Origin of the sequence: Paraburkholderia mimosarum LMG 23256 = NBRC 106338 (genome assembly GCF_000739815.1) — a bacterium.
Lineage (GTDB): Bacteria > Pseudomonadota > Gammaproteobacteria > Burkholderiales > Burkholderiaceae > Paraburkholderia > Paraburkholderia mimosarum.
This window is the reverse complement of sequence record NZ_BBJJ01000027.1, coordinates 1-20,746: the sequence shown is the minus strand read 5'-3', so window position 1 is coordinate 20,746 and position 20,746 is coordinate 1. Positions and strand designations below refer to the sequence as shown.

Below are 20,746 nucleotides of genomic sequence, written 5' to 3'. Positions count from 1 at the left end.
CCTTTCCGGGACGCCTCGCCATTTTTTTGTTTCGAGGTTTCCATGAATCACATTACGAAAGTACTCCATGCCGACCGCCGCAGTGCGGGCGCGGCACGCGAGACTGAAATCACACGCCGCGCGCGGGGTTTCCTGCGCCGCGTGGCAGGCGACCTGCGTCTGCGCACGGGCGAACACGACATCACCGAGCATCCGGCCGCACAGGGTCAGGGTTGCCGCGTGAGGCTCAACACCGGGCGCCTCATCATTGAGGTGGCGGACGCACCGGCGCGCAACAGTGTCGCCGTTTCGTTCCGCACCCGCCGCGGCCGCGCCGACCTTTCGGGCGGTGGCGATAACGCGGTGAGTCTCGAGCAGATATCGTCGCGCGAGGGCTATGAGGCGATGCTCGGCTCGCTGCGCCTTGCCAACGGGCTCGATCACGAACGCCGCTAGGAGGGCCTCCGATGCAGATCATCGAGATAGAAATCGAATACGCGGGCGGCCTGACGATCGTCGACCAGGCTACGTGGAATCAAGAGACTGGCGACGTGCTTGTTTCGGAGCGTCTCAAGCAGATTGTGCGCGAGCTCGATACGACGGAAGCGCGACCTTCCATCAAGGCGACGTTTCACGGGCAGAAGATCGATATTGAGCCCACTTCGCGCGGCGACTTCCGGCTTCCCGCCGGGCAGGCGGTCAGGCCGCCCGCGAAAGGCTTCGTCGCGCGGCTTCGACAGTTCATTCGTCAGCCAACCAAGGACCAGCGCCAGCAGGCCGGACGCTACCTCCACACGCTCTCTGCGGGCGCGACGATCGGCGCAACCGGTTTCTGGCACTCGACGACGACCTGGGGGTGGCAGAATGTCCTCGCCGAGCTCAATTTGTGCGTTGCCGCTGTGGTACTCTTTTATGCAGGTATCGTGTCGATGAACGGAGACTAACTATGGGTTGGAGTTTCTTCGCACTGGCGGTCGCAATCGCGTTCAGCGCGTTGGGTCTCGTCATGGACCACAATGGCCGCAAGGCCGATCGCGAACGCCGCGGGCATTCGCACTGAACAATTCACTGTAGCGCCGGCTGACGCCGGCAAATCCGAGTCAAGGGCTGCACCTCACGGTGTGGCCCTTTTTCTTTTCAGGATCGAAAACATGCAATCAACCCTTGAACTCGATCTGCCTGTCGCACTCGCGGCAGCGCCGTTCGACACGCTGGGCAAGACAGTCGCCGAGGTGACCCACGCAATCGGCCGCCAACTTCGCATGACCGAACTCGAACCGGAGTGGGTCTGCATCGCCAACTACGTCGGCGACGCGAAGACTAACGTCTACGGCCTGCGCGAAACTGCGCCATGGCCGCAGACAGGCGGGCCACGGGAACGCCTGTGCCTGTCTGTCGAGCGCGGCCGTTCCGAAGGCTGGACCGTCCACATCGAGCACGTCCGCTTTCACGAGAAGGGCGACGGCAATGGCCATTGGGGCAGCGTGCCGCTCATCCGCATTAAGACGCTGAACCGCACGCTCGCCTGGTCGGTCGCTGCGGTCGTGTCGCGCCTGCTCGATATCGATTGACCTTCAACTTTTCCGTTTCTTTTTTCCCTTGCGGGGCATCGCCCCGGACGGGTGATGCTTCGCCTCACAGGAGCCTCTCATCCATGTACACGCTTTCCATTCCCGACGCCGTTCTCTCGACCCGCACTCTCGCCGGTCTCTTCAATCTGTTCCGCGACGAGCGCGTGCGGGCAACCGACACGGCCCTCATCGAGCTTCGCGGTGCGCCGGCCGACGTGAGCGTCACCCGCTACAACGGCGAACTGGCGCTTCGTCAGTCCGGCAGCGCGGAGTCGATCGTCACCACCATGCTCGAGGAGGTGCGCAGCGCCGGATTCCTCGATGACGAAGGCGCGCAGCGCGAGTCGTGGCAGATCCGCGCAGCGGACTGGGACGGCCTGTTCGAGTTCGTGGATGTGTGCCGTAAGCCGCAGCTGCTGCTCTCGACCAACCAGGTCGAGGCGGCCACTTCGCAAGCGCGCGAGCGCGGTCGCCGGTTCGAGCTTTGCGAACTCTGCATCGAGACCATGACGCGCCTTTTCAGCTTCGGCTACTGCGGTCCCGCGATTCCCGGAACCCGCGACGTCAACAGCCGCCACGAAGTGCAGGTCGCCTATGCACTGCTCGCGAACCTGCCGGTGCCCGAGGCGGTGCTCGATGACTACCGGAAAAACGCCGGAGCATTCCGCTACGGCCCGTACTGGGCGCAAACGCTCATCCGCGTGCCGGAATTGCGCGGCGCCATGCCTGGTGCCAAGCTGGAACCGGTCGTCTCCGTGATGAAGCACAACGGCAAGACGATCGACGCACAGAATGCCGACATCCTGACCATGGTCGCGCGGCTGCTGCCCGACCGCCCGAGCCACCCCGAGGTCGAGGACGTGCTGCATGCCAACGGCCTCATCGACGATCTGCCGCTGCCTGCCACGTTCGACCAGCCGGTCGATGTGGGCGAACCGGTCTCGCCACTCGCGAAGCGCGTGCGCGAGCTCGTTGCCGACACCGTGCGCAAGCGTGCGATCGACTACGCCGACAGGGAGCTGGCCGCGGGCAACATCAGCCGGCGCTTGCACCGGCATCGCTGCAACATCGCGCGGCTCGAGCACGGGCGCCATACCTTCGCGTACGGCAACCGTCTCTCTCGCGCGCTGGACGAACGCAATGTCGGCTTGCTGCTCGACGTGCTGGACACCTCGGACGAGCATAACCGTTCGAGCAAGATGGCGTTCCACGAGGTCCTCGGCGTGAAGGTTCTCGGACTGCGTTCCGCCGCCCGTCGCCGCGCCGTGTTTCACCTTTGCGGCTTCAACGAAGATGAGCAGGCGCAGTGGGAGCGCGACGCGGCGCAGGCGAAGGCCGAACGCGATGCCGAGCGCGACCTGAAGGAAGCCCGCGAGGTAGCGGCCCGCGCCCGCTACATCGGACCGGGCCAAGGCGAGCTGACTGGCGTCGAGCACGTCGATCGCGCGATCAGCGAGGGCTATTGCACGATCCAGAGCTTCCGGCACGGTGCGACGCTGCGCTACGCGCTCGTGCGCGGCAACGAAAGCGCCGCTCGTCGCCTGAGCGCGAAGGACGGCACGCTCGCGTATGCGCGCGCCGTGCTGGACCGGCGCGCTGCGTGAGCCGGTATCCCAACTTCTGAAACCCGCCGACGCCCTGTGCGTCGGCTTTTTTTTGTCCGTAGAAAACGCGAGCAGCGCGAAAGCTGTATCGATTTCGCGAGCATTGCACCGCCCGGACGAGAGGCACGCGCCTAAACTGGCTTCTATCCCCCGCGTCCCTGACGCATCGACCCAGCCGGCGCAGCCGGCAATCTAACCCGCCTGACGGGGGCATCGTCCCCGAGAGGGCGTGCTCTCCTGCCAGGCTCTCCGAAAGGACCTGTGCCATGAACCCCCAACCCGCCGAGGTGCCGGTCGCGCAGCTTGAATGCGCAATCAATCACTGGCGAGAACGCCGCCCGTCTGCCGATCCCGAAAAGCCGTCGCTGTGCGCAGAAGCACGCGCACTGGCCGACGTGTATGGTCTCGCGATCTACCACGGTTGGGCGGGCGTCTCGCGCGCCTCGCTGAGCGAACAACAGCGCGCAGCGCTCGACGCAGCCCTGCTGTAAAAACGAATTAACGCGTCTCACGACGCATCGCATCGCCGCCACCGCGGCATTCTCAATGACCCCGCCGGGACAACGCTCCCGCCGGGGAGTTTGCTCGCGCGGGGTTTCTCTTTTTCAGGAAACCTCATGCAAGTCAACGCTTCCCAACTTAATGCTCTCCTCACGGCCTTTGTCCCGCAACGTCTGCCGGTGCTCATCACCGGACGCCCGGGAATCGGCAAGAGCGACATCGTCGCGCAGGTTGCCGACACGCTCGCGCACGACCTGCTGATCAGCCATCCAGTCGTTGAAGACCCGACCGACTCCAAGGGCTTGCCGTTTGCGGCGACCGACGGGCAGTCGGCGCGCTTCCTGCCGTTTGGCGATCTGGAGCGTGCGCTGCAACCTCGCAAGCGCCCGCTCATCTGGTTCCTAGACGATCTCGGGCAGGCTTCGCCCGCCGTGCAGGCCGCCAAGATGCAGCTGCTGCTCGCACGCCGTATCGGCGAGCACAAGCTGCCGGAGAACGTCACGTTCCTCGCGGCCACCAACCGCCGCAACGACAACGCGGGCGTAAGCGGCATCCTCGATCCGCTGATTTCGCGCTTCGCAACGGTCGTGGAGCTGGAGGCGACCATCGAGGAATGGACTGCCTGGGCCGTGGCCAACGATGTGAAGCCCGAACTCATCGCGTTCCTGCGCTTTCGCCCGGATCTGCTGTCGGTCCAGAAGACCTCGCGCGACATCGAGGCCACGCCGAGTCCCCGCAGCTGGGGGTTTGTCGCGAAGACGATGGGTGTGCTGCCGAAGGAACTGGAACTCATCTCCTACGCCGGTTCGGTGGGCGAGGGACCGGCGACAGAGTTGATGGCGTTCGTGCAGATCTACCGCGAACTGCCGTCGCCGGCGGCTGTCCTCGCGGCACCCGACGTGGCGCCGATCCCCGAGAAGCCGTCGGCCCTGTACGCAATCAGCGCGGCGCTGGCCATGTACGCGAACGAAAGCAATTTCGAGCGCGTCGTGACCTACACCGAACGCCTGATCGGCTCGGGGCTCAACGAGTTCGCCGCGCTGCTGGTGACGGACGCGCTGCGCAAGACGCCTGCCATTGCGAGCACCCATGCCTTCATCAAGGCACAGGGCGGTCCCATCGGCAAGCTGATCCACGGCTAACCGTCATATCTTCCTTTCGTTGTTCCGGGTCGCGCGCAACGCGCTTCCCGCGTCGCAGTTCCCTTTCCTGATTCATCCCATTCCATACTTTTTTCTGGAGTCTCTCCATGAACATCACCGATATTCAGTCGCGCGTCATGCTCTGCTCGGTCACCATCTCGTCGTGGGTCGCACGACGCTTCGACCTGAAGGTCACCGAGGAAGTCGAAAGCCGTCACGACACGAAGGGCATCGGACGCTTCAACAAGCGCCTGCTGCCCGAGAACGCCGCAAGCTTCAAGGAAGTCGTGTCGCTGGGCGGGCGCATTCGCCGCTACTTCTACGACCACACGCTGGAATACAACCAGCTCTCCGTGCGTCTGTTGCCGACCGACATCTATATGGAATTCTCGGCGCAGATGCGAAAAATGAAGGACGAGTTCGATCTCGCCGTGCAGGTGTTCCTCACTGACTACCTGGACCTCAAGGAACAGGCAAGACAGGAGATGAACGGCCTGTTCAACGAGGCGGACTACCCGACGCTCGCGCAGCTTGGCGAGAAGTTCGGCGTGCGCATGGCCGTGTTGCCGTTCCCGGACGCGAGCCAGTTTGGTGTCGATCTGCCCGAGGACGTGCTCACGACCTTGCGTTCCGAAATCGACCAGCACGTCATGCGCTCCATCGAGCACGCCAATCAGGACATCGTGCAGCGTCTCTACGAAGCGGTGTCCGCGATGGCCAACCGGCTGTATGCGGCGGGCAATGTGCGCATCGACGTGGCCGACAACGTGCGCGAGCTGTGCGGGCTGCTGCCGAAGCTGAATTTCAGCGACGACCCGCAGCTCAACCACATCCTGGAACAGGCGAAGCGACACCTGGCCGTGCACACCGGCAACGACCTGAAGGAATCCGAGGTGCTTCGCTCGCAGGTGGCCGCCAAGGCGACCGAGATCGAGGAACTGATGGACGCCTTCATGGGCGGCAAGCCGCAGGCGGCAATGCCTGCGGCCGGCCATGCGCCGCATCTGCGTATCGCTGCGTGAGGTGCCCATGGATCCCCGTATCTCGAAGCAGCGTTCGGCACTGGTGCTGGACCAGCCGTTCTTCGGTTCGCTGGCACTGCGGCTGAAGGTGGTCGAGGATCCGGCCTGCAAGACGTTCTGGGTGGATGGGGAGTCGCTGGGGTACAACCCGGCGTTTCTCGCCACCCTGAACGATCTTGAATGCCGGGGCATCCTCGCACACGAGATCCTGCACGTCGCCAACGGCCACTGCTTCCGGCAGGGGCCGCGTGACGCTGACCGGTGGAACGACGCCTGCGACTATGCGATCAACCCGGTCGTGAAGCAGGCGGGCTTCGTCCTGCCGTCGCCGCACCTCGACGATGCGCGCTTTCATGGCAAGTCGGCCGAGGAGATTTACGCGGTCCTCACGCAGGAGGCGAGGCAGAAGGAGAAGGAGAAGTCTGGCGGCAAGCCTGGCGCGAATGCGCCGGATGGCCAGAAGACACCCGCGAACGGCGCGAACACTCCGTCAGCGGCTCCCGAACCCGATGCCCCGCCGTCCTGCGGCGAGGTCCGCCCCTATCCAGGCCCGGACATGCCCGTGAAGGAGGCCGAGTGGAAGGTCGCCACGCTGCAGGCCGCGAAGGCGGCAAAGATGCGTGGCGCGCTGCCCGGTAGCCTCGCGTCTCTCGTGGACGCGGCGACCGAGCCCTCTGTGGACTGGCGTGCGATCCTGATGCGCTTCGCGCAGCAGGTGACCAACGACGACTACAGCTGGGCGATGCCGAACCGCCGGTATCTGCATATGGGCCTCTACCTGCCGTCGCTGCATTCGCCGGCCGTAGGAGACGCCGTGTTCGTGCGCGACAGCAGCGGTTCGGTGTTCGACGAGACGCAGGCGCAGTTTGCGGCCGAGGTCATCAACGTGGCCGAGGTTGTGCGCCCCGCGCGGCTCATCGTGATGGACTGTGACACGCGCGTCACCCAGGTTCAGGTGTTCGAGCGGGGCGATCCGATCGAGCTTGCACCGGTCAAGGGCGGCGGCGGCACGTCGTTTGTCGATCCGTTCCGGCGGCTGGAAGAGGAGGGCATCAGCCCGGCATTCCTCGTCTATCTGACGGACATGGACGGCAGGTTCCCCGACGTGACGCCTTCGTACCCGGTCCTCTGGGCGTCGACCACGCCACTGAACCGTGTGGCACCCGCACCGTTTGGCGAGATGGTCGAGGTGATTGTCTGACCGTCCATCTTCCTGCATCCGACCCGGCTCTTTGAGCCGGGTTTTTTTTCGTCTGTCGCGACGGTGGCGAGACCGGAAAGCTCAACAAAAAGTGCAGCTTTCCGGGAAAAGACGTGCAGGCGCCTGCACGGCGATCCGGCTGCCTCGCGCGCGTGCGCGCGAGAGGGCGGCCGGTGAAAAATGCTGACCAATATCGCGGGGCTTTTGCCGGACCGCGTACGCAGGCGCGCCAGAACAATACAGGCATGTCCGATGCCGCAGAAAACGCCGCCCTGAAATTCAACCGCCTCGAAGAGAGCGCGGTGAAGATGTTTTTCGCCTCGCTTCGGCCGTTGCAGGAGTTCCTGGACGCGCCGGACATCGCCGAAATACTCGTCAACCATCCCAACGATATCTGGATCGAGCGCCGTGGCGTGCTCACGCGCGTGCCGCTGGAACTGAATCCCTCGACGCTCTCCGGTGCGATCCATTCGCTGGCCTCGTCGGTTGAGAAGTCCGCGAAGGCGGGGACGAACCAGGGCATCCTGAACGCGGGCCACGGCAACCTGCGTATCGCCGCGGTCATGCGGCCTACCTCCATCGACGGCGACGCCCTCGCGATCCGCAAGCATCGCGACAAACACCTGTCGCTCGACGACTACGTGCGCGCTGGCGCGTTCTCGCGGCTGCGCGCGCGACAGGACGAAGACGTCGACTACTTCCCGCCCGGCGCCGAGAACGACGATCTGCGCCAGGCACTGCGCGACATCGTGCGCGCGAAGAAGAACATTCTCGTTGCCGGCGGCACGTCTTCGGGCAAGACCACCTTCCTCAATGCGATCGGTTCCGAAATTCCGGACGAGGATCGGGTGATCACCATCGAGGACACGAAGGAACTGAAGCTCCCGGTGCCGAACCTCCTGCGCCTGCTCTCGAACACGGACGCGGGCGTGACCACGCAGATGCTTGTCGCCCTGTGCCTGCGCTTTCGACCGGACCGGATCCTCGTGGGCGAAGTGCGCGGGGGTGAGGCGTACGACTTCATCCAGGCACTGAACACGGGCCACGACGGCGGCCTCGGCTCCATCCACTCGAGCACGGCGCGCGGCGGCCTTCGGCGGCTGGAGAGCCTCGCCATGCTGGGCGTCCCGTCCGGTACGCGCTGGGACATCGGCGACCTGCGCCAGAACATCGCCAGCTGCTTTCACTACGTCGTGCACATGAAGCGCACGGGCGAGATGCGCCACCTCTCCGAAATCCTCGAAGTGCGGGGCTATGACAACGGGGATTACATCCTCAAACGCGTTTTCTAAACCACTGGAGTGGACCACCCCATGAAGCAACGCCTGACCACCATCCGACGACGTATCGCGCAGCGCGCGCACGCAGCGTTCACGCGATTCTTCAGCCGGCACGAGCTGCGCACCACGCTCGTTGCGCTCGCACTGAGCGCCGTCGCGCCGATCGCCTCGGCAAGCTCCACCGACCTGAGCGACCTGGGGTCGGCAACCGACGTGATCTGCCTCGTCTCCAACTGGATCAGCGGGCCTTGGCTTTTCGGCATTGGCCTCGTGATCATGATCGTGGCGTGTATCGCCATTGCGACCTCGGAAAGCACGATCGCCAAGGTGCTCTCCGGTGCCTTCGTCGGTATCGGCTTCGCCGCCTGTGCGATCCCCGTGCTGAAGGACCACTTCAAGATTAGCTATGTCTGCACCTAAATCTGGACGTCAGCCCGTCAAGGTCAGCCGCTCGCTCTCGCTCCCGCGCCAGATCGGCGGGGCGGACCGGGTGCTCGCGCTCGCCAACGGCCTCGTCACCGTCATGCTGTGCTACTCGACCGGTTTCGACCTGGGCAGCTGCGTCGGCTTTATCGCGATGGGCGTGTGCATGCATTTCTTCCTGCGCTGGATGAGCTCGCGCGATCCCTGGTGGCGCGTCGTCATGCTCGTCTACAACCGGTACCCGGACGTTCACGAGCCGTCGCCGTCGATCAAGGCATCGGCGCGCTTTCGCCGGCCATACGGATTCGATCAGGACCTGCCATGCTGAAGCCCGGAAAGGGGCGCGCGCTCGCGCGCCGGCCCGTCCACGAAATCGCGCCGTGGGCCACGATGGTGACCCCCGAACTCGTGCTCGACAAGGACGGGTCGCTGCTCACGTCGTTCACGTTCGAGGGCATCGACATCGATACGCCGAACGCAGGCGATATCACGGCCGCGCGCAACAACCTCGACCAGGCCTGCAAGAATTTCGACCATCGCGTCACGGCCTGGTGGCGGGTGGCCCATCGGCGGGTGAAAGGCGATATCGACGGCGAGTTCGCCTCGCCGCTCGACGCGCGGCTCGATGAGATCAACCGGCGCAACGTGGGCAGCGGAAGATTCTTTCGCAACTCCCACTCGTTGTCGCTCGCCTTCACGCCCGAGACCGGCATCAACAAGTTCTTCGAGAAGGTCGGCTACCACCTGAAGGTCGGCGGCAAGTCCATGCCGCTCGCGCTCTTCGAGGCGGTGCGCGACCAGCTTCTCACCCGCAATGCCTTCGTCTTCGATATCGACCAGCTCACCGCGGACATCCGGCGCTTCGAGGGCGTGCTCGATGCCTTCCGTGGCGGAGTCGGTCGGCTCAGGATGAAGCGGCTGGAATTGCAGAACGCGCTTGCCTACCTGCATCAGACGGCCAACCCCTCCGTAGCGCCGCGGCGTGTGCGCTACCCGGTCACGATGCTCGACACGCACCTGACCGAAACGTTCGTCACGTATGGCGCCGAACACCTGCTGTTCGAGTCAGCGCACGGCAAACGCTTCGCGAAGGTCGTTGCGGTCAAGGAGTGGCTAGGCTTTCAGGAAGCGGCGCTCGACGTCCTGTGTGACGTCGATGCGGAACTCGACATCTGCGTGATGTTCCGGTTCCTGAGCACCAGCCGCGCGGAGCAGTTCATCAAGTCGGTGCGCAAGTTCTTCAAGGCGGCGGCGTTCAATCCCTGGGCGATCGCGAAAGCGTATTTCGCCAAGGAAGAGCAGAAGAACGACAAGGACCGCGAGACGCTGGCCGACGAGGCCGAGGATGCGCTCAAACGCCTGAATGCTGAAGGTGCGCAGTTCGGCTACGCGAATATTTCCATAGTCGTGTACGGCGACACGCAGGATGAGTGCGATCAGGCAACGTCCGAGGTCGTGGGGCGGCTGAGCAACGCGGGCTTTGGACTCATCCTCGAAAAGGACAACCTGCCCGCGGCCTGGGCGAGCACGCTGCCGGGTCGCTGGGACCAGCAAAAGCGCCTGCAGTTCGTTGAGACGGCAGCGGTGTCCGACGTAGCGCCCGTGCGCGGCGTGCCCGAAGGCCCCGAGGTCAACGAGTGGCTGACGCAGCAGTTTGGCCGCAGGACGGGGCCGACGACGATCCTGCCCACGCGCCACCGCACGCTTCAGCGCGTGGTTCTCCATCACCCGAGCGGCCGCGCCCACCTGCTCGTGGTGGGGCCGAACGGCGCGGGCAAGACGATGCTGCTCAACTATCTGCTCTCGCAGATGGGACGGCACGACGCTCGGCGTGTGCGCTTTGACAAGGAGCGCTCCACGCGCATCCCGACCGTGCTCTCGGGCGGGCACTTCATCGACGTGACCGGCCGCTATTCGGCGGCAACGCCGATCAACCCGCTTTCGCTGCTCGACGAAGAGCGCCACTACGTCTATGTCGCGAACTGGGTGCAGATGGCGATCGAGGACGACGAGGGCAACGGCTTCCGGTGTTCGCCCGCGCAGGAGCGCGAAATCTACGAGAAGGTGCAGCTGCTCGCGACGGGCTACGACCGTGAGTACTGGACGCTGTCGTACCTGACGACGCTGCTGTCGGCGGAGCTTCGCGAGCGCCTGCGCATCTGGACGAAGGGCGAAAAGAACGGCCAGTTCTTCGACCATGCGGAGGATGCCTTCGCCCTATCGGAGAACCTCTCCATCGAGTGCGGCGACCTGTTCCAGAACCATCCCGAGGCGGCGTTCCTCTTCATGGATTACGCCTTCTACCGCGTCTCGCAGTGGCTGGACGGCAAACGCTTCACGGTCATCGAGATCGAGGAGTGCGGCTTCTACTTCCTGTATCCGCGTTTTTATGCGCGACTCGAACTGTGGGCGGTCACGATCCGGCGCCTGAACGGCATGCTCGCGCTCGCCACGCAGTCGCTCAAGCAGCTTGAGCGCGTGGCGAACTTCGAGATCCTGAAAGAACAGCTTCAGAACATCGTCTATCTCGCCAATGCTGACGCGCGCAGTAACCGCAAGCTGTACGCGGACGTGTTCGGGCTCACGGAGAGCCAGATCGACATGATCGCGGACGCCGTACCCAACCGCGACTACCTGTGGGTGACGCCCACGCATACCCGCATGTTGCAGGCGAGCTTTGACCGCGAGACGCTCGCCGCGCTGCGCGCCGATGGCCGCGCGCAGAACGTGCTCGACAGGCATTTTGCGTCAGGCGACGAGCACTGGCGCGAGAACTACATGCGCGAAATGCTCGCGCACGACTAGGAGAGATGATCTTGAAAAAGCTGATTGCAGGTGTTCTCTGTGTTACGGCAGGCGTGTTGGGCCTCGTCCAGACAGCGTCGGCCCAGTTGACCGTGTTCGACCCGGCGAACTTCGGGCAAAACATCATCACGGCCGCCAAGGCGGTGCGTGGCGAGATTTACCAGAACACGAACATCGTCTACCAGTACCAGATGATGGCGAACCAGCTGCTGCAGGCGACGAACCTGAATCCGACGGCGATGAAGGCGCAGTACGACCAGATCACGGGCGACATCGCCAAGGTCAGCGCGTATAACAGCAACCTTCAGGGTCTCTATGGGAGCCTAACGCAGGGCAGCTCGTACATCACGCACGTGCAGAACCTGATTTCCACGTCGGGCAAGTCGCCGACCCAGTGGCTCTCGGACATGAACGCGCTCTACAAGCAGGGCGACGCAACTGCGACGAGCCTCTTCCAGATGGGTAACGACGTGAACCAGCACGTGCAGACGCTGGCCACGCGGCGTGCCGAGCTTCAGTCGCAGCTGTCGATGACGCCGACCCAGGAAGCGACGGCGTCGCTCACGACGCACTACCTCGATATCGTCACCAGCCAGAACAGCGACCTGTTGCAGATGATGGCCGCAAAGACCCAGAACGACGCCCAGCAGTCCGCGATTGACAACGCGATGGCGAAGGACCGGTCCGCCGCCGCACAGAGCTTCCAGGCGAAGCAGGACGCGGAGCGCGCTGCGCTTAACGCGCTGCCGACGAACTGAGGCTGAGCATGAACGCAAGACGCAACTGGGTCGCTGTACTGGCGTTCTGCCTGACGCTGTTTGTGTCGATGGGCGCGCGCGCCGACGACACACCCGCTGAGGGGCAGCAGATCACGCCACCCAGTGACACGACGGTCACGGTGACGTCCAAGGGCAATGACACGTTCGCCTCGACGATCAAGAAAGGCGAGATCGCGCAGGGCAATGCTTTGGCCATGGGCAAGCTGACGGACATGTTCAGCGCGGTGATTCCGGCCGCCGTCACGGCCAGCCAGAGCGTGAAGCCGGAAGCGGACAAGTTCGCGGCGGGCCTTGGTGTCATCACCCTGGTGCTGACATGGGTGCGCTTCTCCGCGACGCGAGACCCGGTCAATGCGTGGGTTGTCGTGTTCGAGGAACTCGCGACGCTGGGGATCTTCGCGTCGATCTACGTGGGTTACCAGAGTTTCGCCCCGGGTTTCTACGGATGGTTCCAGACGCTGGCCGGCATGATCCAGTCCGGCGCAGGAGGCGGCTTCCTCAGCGCGATCGGCGGTATCGCCGGCTCTGCGTTTGAGTCCGTCGTCGAGGCCTACAAGGGCACGCACTGGTACGAGTACATCGCACTGACGATCTCGCTGATCCCGCTGATCCTGGCCTACCTGATCCTGATGCTCACCGGTGTCGTCTTCACGTTCATGAACAATCTCGGCCTGATCCAGGCGGCTGTGGGCATCGTCATGGGCCAGATCGCGATTGCACTAGGCTTCTCGTCCTACACGCGCGGCTATTTCAGGACGTGGCTGGACTACATGATCAGCGCCGGCATGTACTGCGTGGTGAGCGCCATTCTCACGAGGCTCGTGATCGGTTCGCTCTCGACGGCACTTACGACCGCGACGCCCAAGGGATTGACGACGGGCGAGGGGGGGGTGTACGTGTTTGACCTGTCGCTCTTTGTCTTTCTGCTGTCGTTCGAAATTCCGAAGTTCGCGGCCATGTTTGGTGGCGGTGCCAATGCTTCGGGCTCGATGATGAAGAAGGTGGGGAGCGTGGCGACCGGGGGCATCCTGTGACAGCCAGCGCCCTGCATTCGCCAATCGAAGCGGCGGCGCTGCTTGCGGTGCACGATCGCCGCGTGGCGCTTATCCGCCAGGCGGCCAACGAGGCAACCGATGCGGAATACCGTGTGCGCTGGGGCGATGTGCTCGGGCGCTGCGCGGCGTGGTTCTCGAGCCTGCCCTGGTCGCCGCAGCTCTACCGGGAGCCAGGCGGTGCGTTCCGCTGCACCGTCGAAACCGCGTTCTATGCGATGCGTCTGGCGGGCGGGCAGAAGTTCGGCACGAACCTGCCGTCGGAGCATCGTCGACGCATTGAGCCGCAGTACAACCACGCCGTCTTTCTCGCGGCGGTCTGCTCGGGACTGGATGAACCTTACCGGCACTTCGTGGTGCTGCGCGAGCGCGACCGCGCCGAATGGAATCCGGCCGCGCACGGGCCGCTTGGGCCCTGGCTTGGTGGGAGCGCCTACGCCTTGCAGCGCCGGGCGGCGCCGCTGCCCGTAGAGCGCATGCGTACCGCGCTCTTCGCACAAAACCTCATTGGCCATGATTTGCTTACGGGCTACGAGGCCGACGTGCTCGCGCAGCTTTTCGGGGCAATCAATCCGGTCGCGAACCCCCAGGGCGCCGAATCGCTCGTGCACAAGGTCGTGCGCCAGGCGGTGAACGTGGCGGCCGACTTCGATCGCAAGGCGCAGCAGGGGGTGTACGAGGCGGTCCAGTATCCGGTGCCCGCCGCCATCCACGTCGCCGCCGCGATGCAGCCAGTCGTGACGCCGGCCGCGCATCCGGTCGCGGCCCAGCCTTCGGGTGCTGGATCGGCTCGTATGCCCGGCAACACCGCCGCGACACCATCGGCAGCCATGCCCGCGCCGCCTGCGTCGGCGGCCGTCGACGCGGGGCAGGCCGCTTCGCCTCATTCGGTGCCTGTGGCTCCGATGGCGTCGCCGCAGGCGGCGGCGCGCGCACCGGAGCCGCCCTCGGTGATGGAAGCCATCCAGGACGATCTGGCCCAGGCCGTCGCGGGCGAGGACGAATCCCTTTCGTCGCCCGCGCCCGACAGCATGCCGACGACGGCCAGCCCGAAGCATGATCCGCAACTCGGTCTGCCCTTCCAGGGGGACGCGGCCGCCGCGCTCGCAGCCAGAACCGCACCCACCCCCATCGACCCGGCCGCGATGCGTCCGCGTGCACCACGCCAGGAGCGCGCGGGCGTGCCCGGTACATTCGATCAGGTGCTCGAGGGTCAGCCGAACATGATCCGCGAGTTTTTCCGCGCGCTCGCCGAGGACGTCGCCGCCGGCAAGGCAAAGGTGGCCTGGACGGACAAGGGCCTGTCGGTACCCAAACGGCTCGTGGGCAGCTACGGCGTGGCAAGCGACACGCTCGTTGAACACCTGCGCAAGCGCGGCCTGCTCGTCGCGAACGTGCAGGCGGAAATCGTGCTCGCGCCCCGCGCGGGCGAACTCATCGTGGAGCGCCATGCATGAACGCCACGACCCCCTACATCAACCATTTCCGGCCAATCTACGAGGTCCGCGCAACGCTTTTCTGGTTCATCGCCCTCGCGTTCCTGCCGTTCTCGGGTATGCCGTACGGCTGGGCTTTTGCGCTCGCGATGCTCGTGCCGCTTCTCATACGCGGCTCGCAGGTCTGGAAGGCCCTGCGTTTTCGCCTCGCGATCTCGACCAAGTGGCTGACGACGCTGCCAGTGCCGCAGCTCATGGCCGTCCAGAAGAAGATGCGCGAAGACAGCAACTCGATGTACCTCGGCACCGGATTCGAGTGGACGCAGAAGCATTGCCAGATTGCCCATGACATCCTGCGCATGCCGACCACCGACATTCCGGGCCTGCCGAAGTGGCTGGGCAAGACCCGGCGCGGGCGCGAGATCGAGGCCGCAATCGAAAGGCTTTTCGTGCCGGGCGACAGCATCCGCGACCGCGAACCGCAAGGCGTGTCGTGGATTCACGGCATGGAGCCCCAGAAGGTCCGCGTGCCGTTTCACTACAAGGCGATGAGCGCTCACACCGCCGTCGGCGGCACGACCGGTTCGGGCAAGACCCGTACATATGAGGTCATCTCGACGCAGGTCATCCACTGCGGCGACGTGCTGATCGTCATCGACCCGAAGAATGACAAGGACTGGAAAGCGCGTGTCGAGCGCGAGTGCGCGCGCATGGGACGCAAGTTCCTGTATTTCAGCCAGGCCAAGCCCCTCGAATCGATCCGGCTGAACCCGCTGGAGAACTGGTCGCAGCCATCCGAAATCCCGGGACGCATCGCGCAGCTGATGGAGGAGGGGCCGTTTCGCGATTTCGCGTTCCTCTTCATCGATCGTGCGGTCAAGGGCGAACTGTATATCGGAGACAAGCCGAACCTGCGCTCGATCCTCAAGTACGCGCAGGCGGGCGTTGCCAAGCTGCTCGAGCGCAGCCTGGAGCGGTTCTTTCGCGAGAAGGGGCTCGACAACTGGGAAGAGCTGGTCGCGACGACGATCACGCAAATTGGGGGCAAGCCCGGCAGTACGTCCCGGGTTGACGCGATGGCGCTGCTCTACAACGAGCGGTACGCGCACAACGATCTCGGTCACGAGGCGATCGACGGGCTCATTGCGACGCACACGCACGACCGCGACCACTACACACGGGTCATCGCGTCCGTCATGCCGCTGCTGCAGATGCTCTCCACGGGAGAGACGGGTCTCTTGCTCGCGCCCAAGGTCGAAGACTTCGATGACGAACGCGAAATCTGGGACATCGACCGCATCATCAAGCAGAAGGCCGTGCTCTACATGGGCTTCGACTCGTTGTCCAACAGCATCGTCCAGAAGGCGATCGCCTCGCTGGTGCTCGCCGATGTGGCGGCCGTGTGCGGCGCGATCTACAACTTCTACAAGGAGACGCCCGATGTCGTGCTGATCATCGACGAGGTGGCCGAAGCCATCAACGAGCAGGTGATCCAGATCCTCAACAAAGGGCGTGGCGCGGGGTTCAAGGCGTTCGTCGCCTTCCAGACACGCTCGGACCTCGAAGCGAAACTCGGAAACGCCGCAAAGATGCTGCAGGTTTTGGGCAATCTCAATAACCAGGTCATCCTAAGATTGGAGGACAGCGACACGGCGCTGTGGTTCTCGGACAAGGTCGGGGAGACTGCCATACGCAATATCCAGGTGTCCGGTGGCACGAGTCGCGGCAGCGAAGGGCACATCGGCGAGTTCAACGGAACCATCACCCGGTCGCTGCAACTGGAGAAGGCGCCGCTCATTCCGGTGGCGCTGATCCAGCGATTACCGAACCTGCAGTACTTTCTGCGCATCTCAGGGGGCGCTGTGTATCAGGGCCGCATTCCAATCCTGCAAGGCTAAAAAAACAGGCATGACTTCCACCTTGTTCAAAAAAATCATTCGCGAACACAAGCTCTCGTCGCATCTGGTGCCGGTGTTCACGCTCGCACCCGAGCTCGAACTCGCCTGTTCGCGGCTTGCCGACTTCATCGGCGAGCGGTTCGTCGGCGAGTCCAGGCCGCTCATGTGCGAGATGCTGGAGGAGGGTATCGCGGCCTACAAGCGCGTGCGCAAGACGGGCGAACCGCATGTCGCGTTCATGCAGGGCCTGTTCCGCCGCTCGTATCTGCTCTATGCCCGGCGTTACGTGGTGACTGAAGGCGAGCGCGTGCACGTATGGTGTCCGATGCTCGAACCGGTGACGGGCTTCGAGGCTCGATTCCCTGAGGGCGCCGCCGCCATGGTCCACGAGGCGTGTCCCGAGCGCATCACGCACAAGACCGCCGCATTCCAGCTTGCCGCGCGCGCGCTCACCGGTGAGGGATTCCGGCTTTACTTCGAGGACTACGATGTCGCTCACAGCTACCCTGATAGCGAAACTGTCGGGGCTTGATGCGGCCGACGCCGCGCGCGTGCTCTCGACGGTGCGCGCGCAGGACGATCTGGCCGCGCCTGCGCCGCGCGAGTTTGCACGCGGGCGAGCCGCCCGCGCGTATGGACTCGCGGTGGTGATCGTACGCAACCCCGTGCGTTTCTGGTTCGGGCTGGCCGGTCTGATCGCGTTTCCCTCCTACCTGCTCGTGTCCGTAGTGGAGTGGCTGAATGGCTAGCAGCCGCTTCGCACGTCACGTCAAATGGTGGTTTTTTGTGCTGCCGCTGCTGGCCGCCGTTGTGCTGCCGGTCGTGCCGGACCGGGCACTCTTCGAGATCAGCGATCTCGAATCGCAGTCGGTTGTCGATACGCTGGGCGATGCGCGCGCAGGCGAGGCGGTTGACTCGACTAACGTGCTTTTCCGGCGCTGGTTTGTGGACTCGGGGGCCGTGCGCGCGACAATGAGTGCCCGCAGCCATGACGATCTGGACGCCGACGGCATGGGCGGTTTTGCGCGGGACTGGGCACGCCAGTTCTGGATGCTGGTGTACCGCGCGCTCTATCGCGCGCTGGTGATGCACGCCTGGCTGGCTGGAATTCTGGTGCTGGGCATGGCTGCCGCAATCGATGGGGCGGTTCGGCGCAAGATCCGGGCGGCCGCGGCCGGCATGGCGAGTCCGCTCTCCTTCCATCTGGCCATGCATGCGTTACTCATGCTGCTCGGCAGTGCCTTTGTCGTGCTGCTGCTGCCGGTACCGCTCATTGCGCAATGCTGGACGCTGCTGGCCGTCCTCCTGCCGCTGCTCATCTGGATCGTGAACTCTTCAGCCTGAAGAGTCGATCCGCTCCTTCGTCCTTACCCCGGAAAGCTCACGATTTTTGTGAGCTTTCTGCCTTTTTACGTGCAGGCGCCTGCGCGACGCCGTGCCGTGCGTGTCTGCGGGACCGGTGCCGTCCTGAAAGCCCCCCGAATTGCCTGTGTTTCGCCCCTGTGCGCCGCTGGCGTCCCGCAACAATAGGTAGGTGCCGCGCGCTGGTGCGCGTGCAACTGATACGGGACCCAGACATGAGCACCATCAACGAAGATGTGACGATCGATCACGCGGCAGCCGCCACAGTGGCGGGCGCACCGGCAACCCGCCCGGCTGCGGCAGGCGAGGGCGAGGCGGCCAGTGCGGCCAACGGCGCGGATGCGCGCCAGCTGACTGACGGCGCAGACGATGCCGAACTGGAGAACGAACTCCAGCAGATGGAGAGCGACGCCGCGACGCTGCAGCGCGAAGGCATGATCAGCGAGACCGAAGCCAACGAGAAGCGCGAGCAGGTCGAGCGCACGCGCCGCTTCTTCCGTGAGCTGCCCCCGGCCGAGCGCAGGGCCATCGTGCTGCGCCGTCGCGAAATCGGCCGGCAGCTGCTCGACAAGCAACTCTCGGGCGCCGCCATTGTTCCCGCGCAGGTTCGCCTGAACCACACGCGGCTTCGCCCGCTTTTCGAGCAGTGGTGGCCGTACCTGAACCGCATGAGCTTGAACATGCAGCGCTTTGGCCGTGCGACGTTCGGCGAGGAGGACAAGGAAACCGTCAACGCCTGGTTCGACAAGCAGCTCGACGCGCTCGAGGCCTACGTCGACGAGCAGTTCCAGGTGGCCGAGGCATTTCGTGAGCGCACCGAACGCGAGATGACGGCCCGAGGCGATATCGTGTTCAAGCCCACCGTCACCAAGCCTTCGCTTGATATCACGGTCGAAGCCTACTCGCGCTTCGCAATGCGACTGCTTTCGATCATCATGCGCTTTGACCGGGTGATGGATCACTTCGATTTTCTCGTCTGGAACAGCGCGCGTGACCAGTCAGACATCGACGAGGAAACCGGCCGCTTCCTGCGCAAGTTCCAGCCGGTCGGCGTGCGGGGTTACATGACCCACCTGCGCCTGATGACGGCGGTTCGCGGTCTCTGAGCGGCGCGTCATGCTCGACGGCCTGAACCCCCAGCAGCGCGAGGTCGCCCGCTCGCGCCAGCACTGCCTGGCCGTCGCCTGCCCGGGCGCCGGCAAGACGAAGACGATTGCCACCAAGGCGGCGGCTCTGCTTCAGGAGCCGCGTTCGTTGGTGGGAGCGGTCACCTTCAGCAAGGATGCGGCGGTCGAGCTGCGCGAGCGCATTCTCAAGCTCGCAGGTGCCGCCGCGAAAACGCGGCTCATCGCGGGCACGTTCCACTCGCTCGGCTTCCGGCAAATCGGCCGCCAGGGCGGCAAGCGCCAGGACATCGCTTCCGACGGGGACCGCACGGGCCTGCTCATGCGCGCGCTGGCCGAGACGGGCCTGAACTGGAAGGTCGAGGAGGCCGTGCCGGTGATCGAGCAGCTGAAGACCGGCGTTACGCATGCCATCGAGGGCTCGCCCGAGGCGATCCTGTACGAGGCCTATCAGGAGGCACTCGCGCGCAACGGCAAGATCGATTTCCAGGACATGCTGCGCCTGTCGATCGCGGGCATGGAGTCCGGTGAGATCGAACCATACGCGTTCACCCATCTGCTCGTTGACGAGTTCCAGGACACCGACCCATTGCAGTACCGCTGGGTCGAACTGCATGCGGCCGCAGGGGCATGCGTGACGGTCGTCGGCGACGATGACCAGAGTATCTACGGCTTTCGGGCCGCGATGGGCTTCCGCGGCATGGAGGGGTTCGCCTCGAAATTCGAAGCGCAGCGCGTCGTTCTGGGTAGCAACTACCGGTGTCGCGCCGAGATCCTCGCAGTCGCCGACCGGCTGATCCAGCACAACACCGACCGCATCCCCAAGGTTCTCCACGCCGAGAAGGGCGCGGGCGGTATCGTGCTCGCGCGCCGGTTCAACGACGAATACGAGGACGCGGCGGCAGCCGTCGAGGCGTTCCAGCCAAGACTTCGTTCGGGCCAGTCTTGCGCCATTCTCTCCCGTACGAACCGCGTGCTGGACGCCATTGAGGCCGTGTGCCGCTCGTATGGCGTGAAGTATTACCGCGCGTCGGGGCGCTCGGTGCTCGACCAGCCGGAGGGTGCGCTGATGTGCAACCTCCTGCAGATCGTGCAGCGCGTGAAGCTCAACGGGCTCGATGCCGTGCTCGGGTATGCGGGGATGAGCACGCGCGACCTGACGGCGTTGCACAACGCGATGGGCGCGACACTCGCGCAGAAACAAAAGAAGGATCTGGTCGCGCTCGGCCTCACCGAGGATACCGCCACGGCCTATCGCGGCTTCATGAAGCGTCTGGCCGAATGGCAGGCGCTGTGTGAGCGGCAGTTTTACTCGCTCGCGCTCGCGGGTGTACGCGAGTGGATGATGACATACGTGCGAAAAGAGGCTGCTGAGCGCGCGATCGTTGCGACGTATGACGTCATTTCGCGGCTCAATGGCTCGTTCAGTGAACGGATCGAGTTCCTCAAGCGCACCAACAACGAGCCTGCACCGGATGCGCTGGTCCTGACCACCATGCACAGTTCGAAGGGCCTGGAGTGGGACCACGTGTGGATCACGCGCGCCGAGGAAAACGTTGTGCCGGAG

The 20,746-nt window shown here is 64.4% G+C and carries 21 protein-coding genes; all 21 read left to right on the top strand.

Annotated elements, in window-relative coordinates; all coding sequences use genetic code 11:
* Positions 1-42: 42 nt before the first annotated feature.
* The gene (locus tag BMI01S_RS20150) at positions 43-435 is read left to right on the top strand and encodes a hypothetical protein (protein ID WP_028231616.1); all 393 of its coding nucleotides are present in this window, start codon (positions 43-45) and stop codon (positions 433-435) included.
* 11 nt (positions 436-446) lie between these two features.
* Entirely contained in the window at positions 447-923 is a 477-nt protein-coding gene (locus BMI01S_RS38180) for a hypothetical protein (protein ID WP_051381459.1), read from the top strand.
* A gap of 207 nt (positions 924-1,130) precedes the next feature.
* A complete protein-coding gene (locus BMI01S_RS20140) occupies positions 1,131-1,550 on the top strand; it encodes a hypothetical protein (RefSeq protein WP_028231617.1) in 420 nt (139 codons plus the stop codon).
* An 83-nt stretch (positions 1,551-1,633) separates the two neighbouring features.
* Entirely contained in the window at positions 1,634-3,154 is a 1,521-nt protein-coding gene (locus tag BMI01S_RS20135) for a hypothetical protein (RefSeq protein WP_028231618.1), read from the top strand.
* Between the two features lie 266 nt (positions 3,155-3,420).
* Positions 3,421-3,645, top strand: coding sequence for a DUF3717 domain-containing protein (locus BMI01S_RS20130; protein ID WP_028231619.1), 225 nt, complete (start codon positions 3,421-3,423; stop codon positions 3,643-3,645).
* A gap of 126 nt (positions 3,646-3,771) precedes the next feature.
* On the top strand, positions 3,772-4,797 hold the full coding sequence (locus BMI01S_RS20125) for an ATP-binding protein (RefSeq protein WP_028231620.1): 1,026 nt from the start codon (positions 3,772-3,774) through the stop codon (positions 4,795-4,797).
* Positions 4,798-4,904: 107 nt separating this feature from the next.
* A complete protein-coding gene (locus BMI01S_RS20120; protein WP_028231621.1) occupies positions 4,905-5,819 on the top strand; it encodes a hypothetical protein in 915 nt (304 codons plus the stop codon).
* Between the two features lie 7 nt (positions 5,820-5,826).
* Positions 5,827-7,020, top strand: a complete 1,194-nt coding sequence (locus BMI01S_RS20115) for a vWA domain-containing protein (RefSeq protein ID WP_028231622.1) — start codon at positions 5,827-5,829, stop codon at positions 7,018-7,020.
* Positions 7,021-7,265: 245 nt separating this feature from the next.
* On the top strand, positions 7,266-8,312 hold the full coding sequence (locus BMI01S_RS20110; RefSeq protein WP_028231623.1) for a CpaF family protein: 1,047 nt from the start codon (positions 7,266-7,268) through the stop codon (positions 8,310-8,312).
* A gap of 21 nt (positions 8,313-8,333) precedes the next feature.
* Positions 8,334-8,720 carry a TrbC/VirB2 family protein gene (locus BMI01S_RS20105; RefSeq protein WP_028231624.1) on the top strand — a complete coding sequence of 129 codons (387 nt, stop codon included), beginning with the start codon at positions 8,334-8,336 and terminating at the stop codon, positions 8,718-8,720.
* 52 nt (positions 8,721-8,772) lie between these two features.
* Positions 8,773-9,051: a conjugal transfer protein gene (locus tag BMI01S_RS20100; RefSeq protein ID WP_028214827.1), complete on the top strand. Its 279-nt coding sequence runs from the start codon at positions 8,773-8,775 to the stop codon at positions 9,049-9,051.
* Positions 9,045-11,528 carry a VirB4 family type IV secretion system protein gene (locus tag BMI01S_RS20095; protein WP_028231625.1) on the top strand — a complete coding sequence of 828 codons (2,484 nt, stop codon included), beginning with the start codon at positions 9,045-9,047 and terminating at the stop codon, positions 11,526-11,528. Before BMI01S_RS20100 ends, BMI01S_RS20095 begins: the two co-directional genes overlap by 7 nt.
* Positions 11,529-11,533: 5 nt before the next feature.
* Positions 11,534-12,286, top strand: a complete 753-nt coding sequence (locus BMI01S_RS20090; RefSeq protein ID WP_036045540.1) for a type VI secretion protein — start codon at positions 11,534-11,536, stop codon at positions 12,284-12,286.
* Between the two features lie 8 nt (positions 12,287-12,294).
* Positions 12,295-13,341, top strand: coding sequence for a type IV secretion system protein (locus tag BMI01S_RS20085; protein WP_051381460.1), 1,047 nt, complete (start codon positions 12,295-12,297; stop codon positions 13,339-13,341).
* On the top strand, positions 13,338-14,816 hold the full coding sequence (locus tag BMI01S_RS20080; protein ID WP_028231627.1) for a TraI domain-containing protein: 1,479 nt from the start codon (positions 13,338-13,340) through the stop codon (positions 14,814-14,816). Before BMI01S_RS20085 ends, BMI01S_RS20080 begins: the two co-directional genes overlap by 4 nt.
* A complete protein-coding gene (traD, locus tag BMI01S_RS20075; RefSeq protein ID WP_028231628.1) occupies positions 14,813-16,693 on the top strand; it encodes a conjugative transfer system coupling protein TraD in 1,881 nt (626 codons plus the stop codon). The genes BMI01S_RS20080 and traD overlap by 4 nt, the downstream gene beginning before the upstream one ends.
* A 10-nt stretch (positions 16,694-16,703) precedes the next feature.
* Positions 16,704-17,225, top strand: a complete 522-nt coding sequence (locus tag BMI01S_RS20070) for a hypothetical protein (protein ID WP_028214832.1) — start codon at positions 16,704-16,706, stop codon at positions 17,223-17,225.
* Positions 17,182-17,442, top strand: coding sequence for a hypothetical protein (locus BMI01S_RS20065; RefSeq protein WP_028231629.1), 261 nt, complete (start codon positions 17,182-17,184; stop codon positions 17,440-17,442). The genes BMI01S_RS20070 and BMI01S_RS20065 overlap by 44 nt, the downstream gene beginning before the upstream one ends.
* A gap of 37 nt (positions 17,443-17,479) precedes the next feature.
* Positions 17,480-18,037 carry a DUF4400 domain-containing protein gene (locus BMI01S_RS20060; protein WP_255217814.1) on the top strand — a complete coding sequence of 186 codons (558 nt, stop codon included), beginning with the start codon at positions 17,480-17,482 and terminating at the stop codon, positions 18,035-18,037.
* A gap of 233 nt (positions 18,038-18,270) precedes the next feature.
* Positions 18,271-19,161, top strand: a complete 891-nt coding sequence (locus BMI01S_RS20055; protein WP_028231630.1) for a hypothetical protein — start codon at positions 18,271-18,273, stop codon at positions 19,159-19,161.
* Positions 19,162-19,171: 10 nt separating this feature from the next.
* A partial coding sequence (locus BMI01S_RS20050; RefSeq protein ID WP_036045573.1) for an ATP-dependent helicase occupies positions 19,172-20,746 on the top strand: 1,575 nt, incomplete at its 3' end.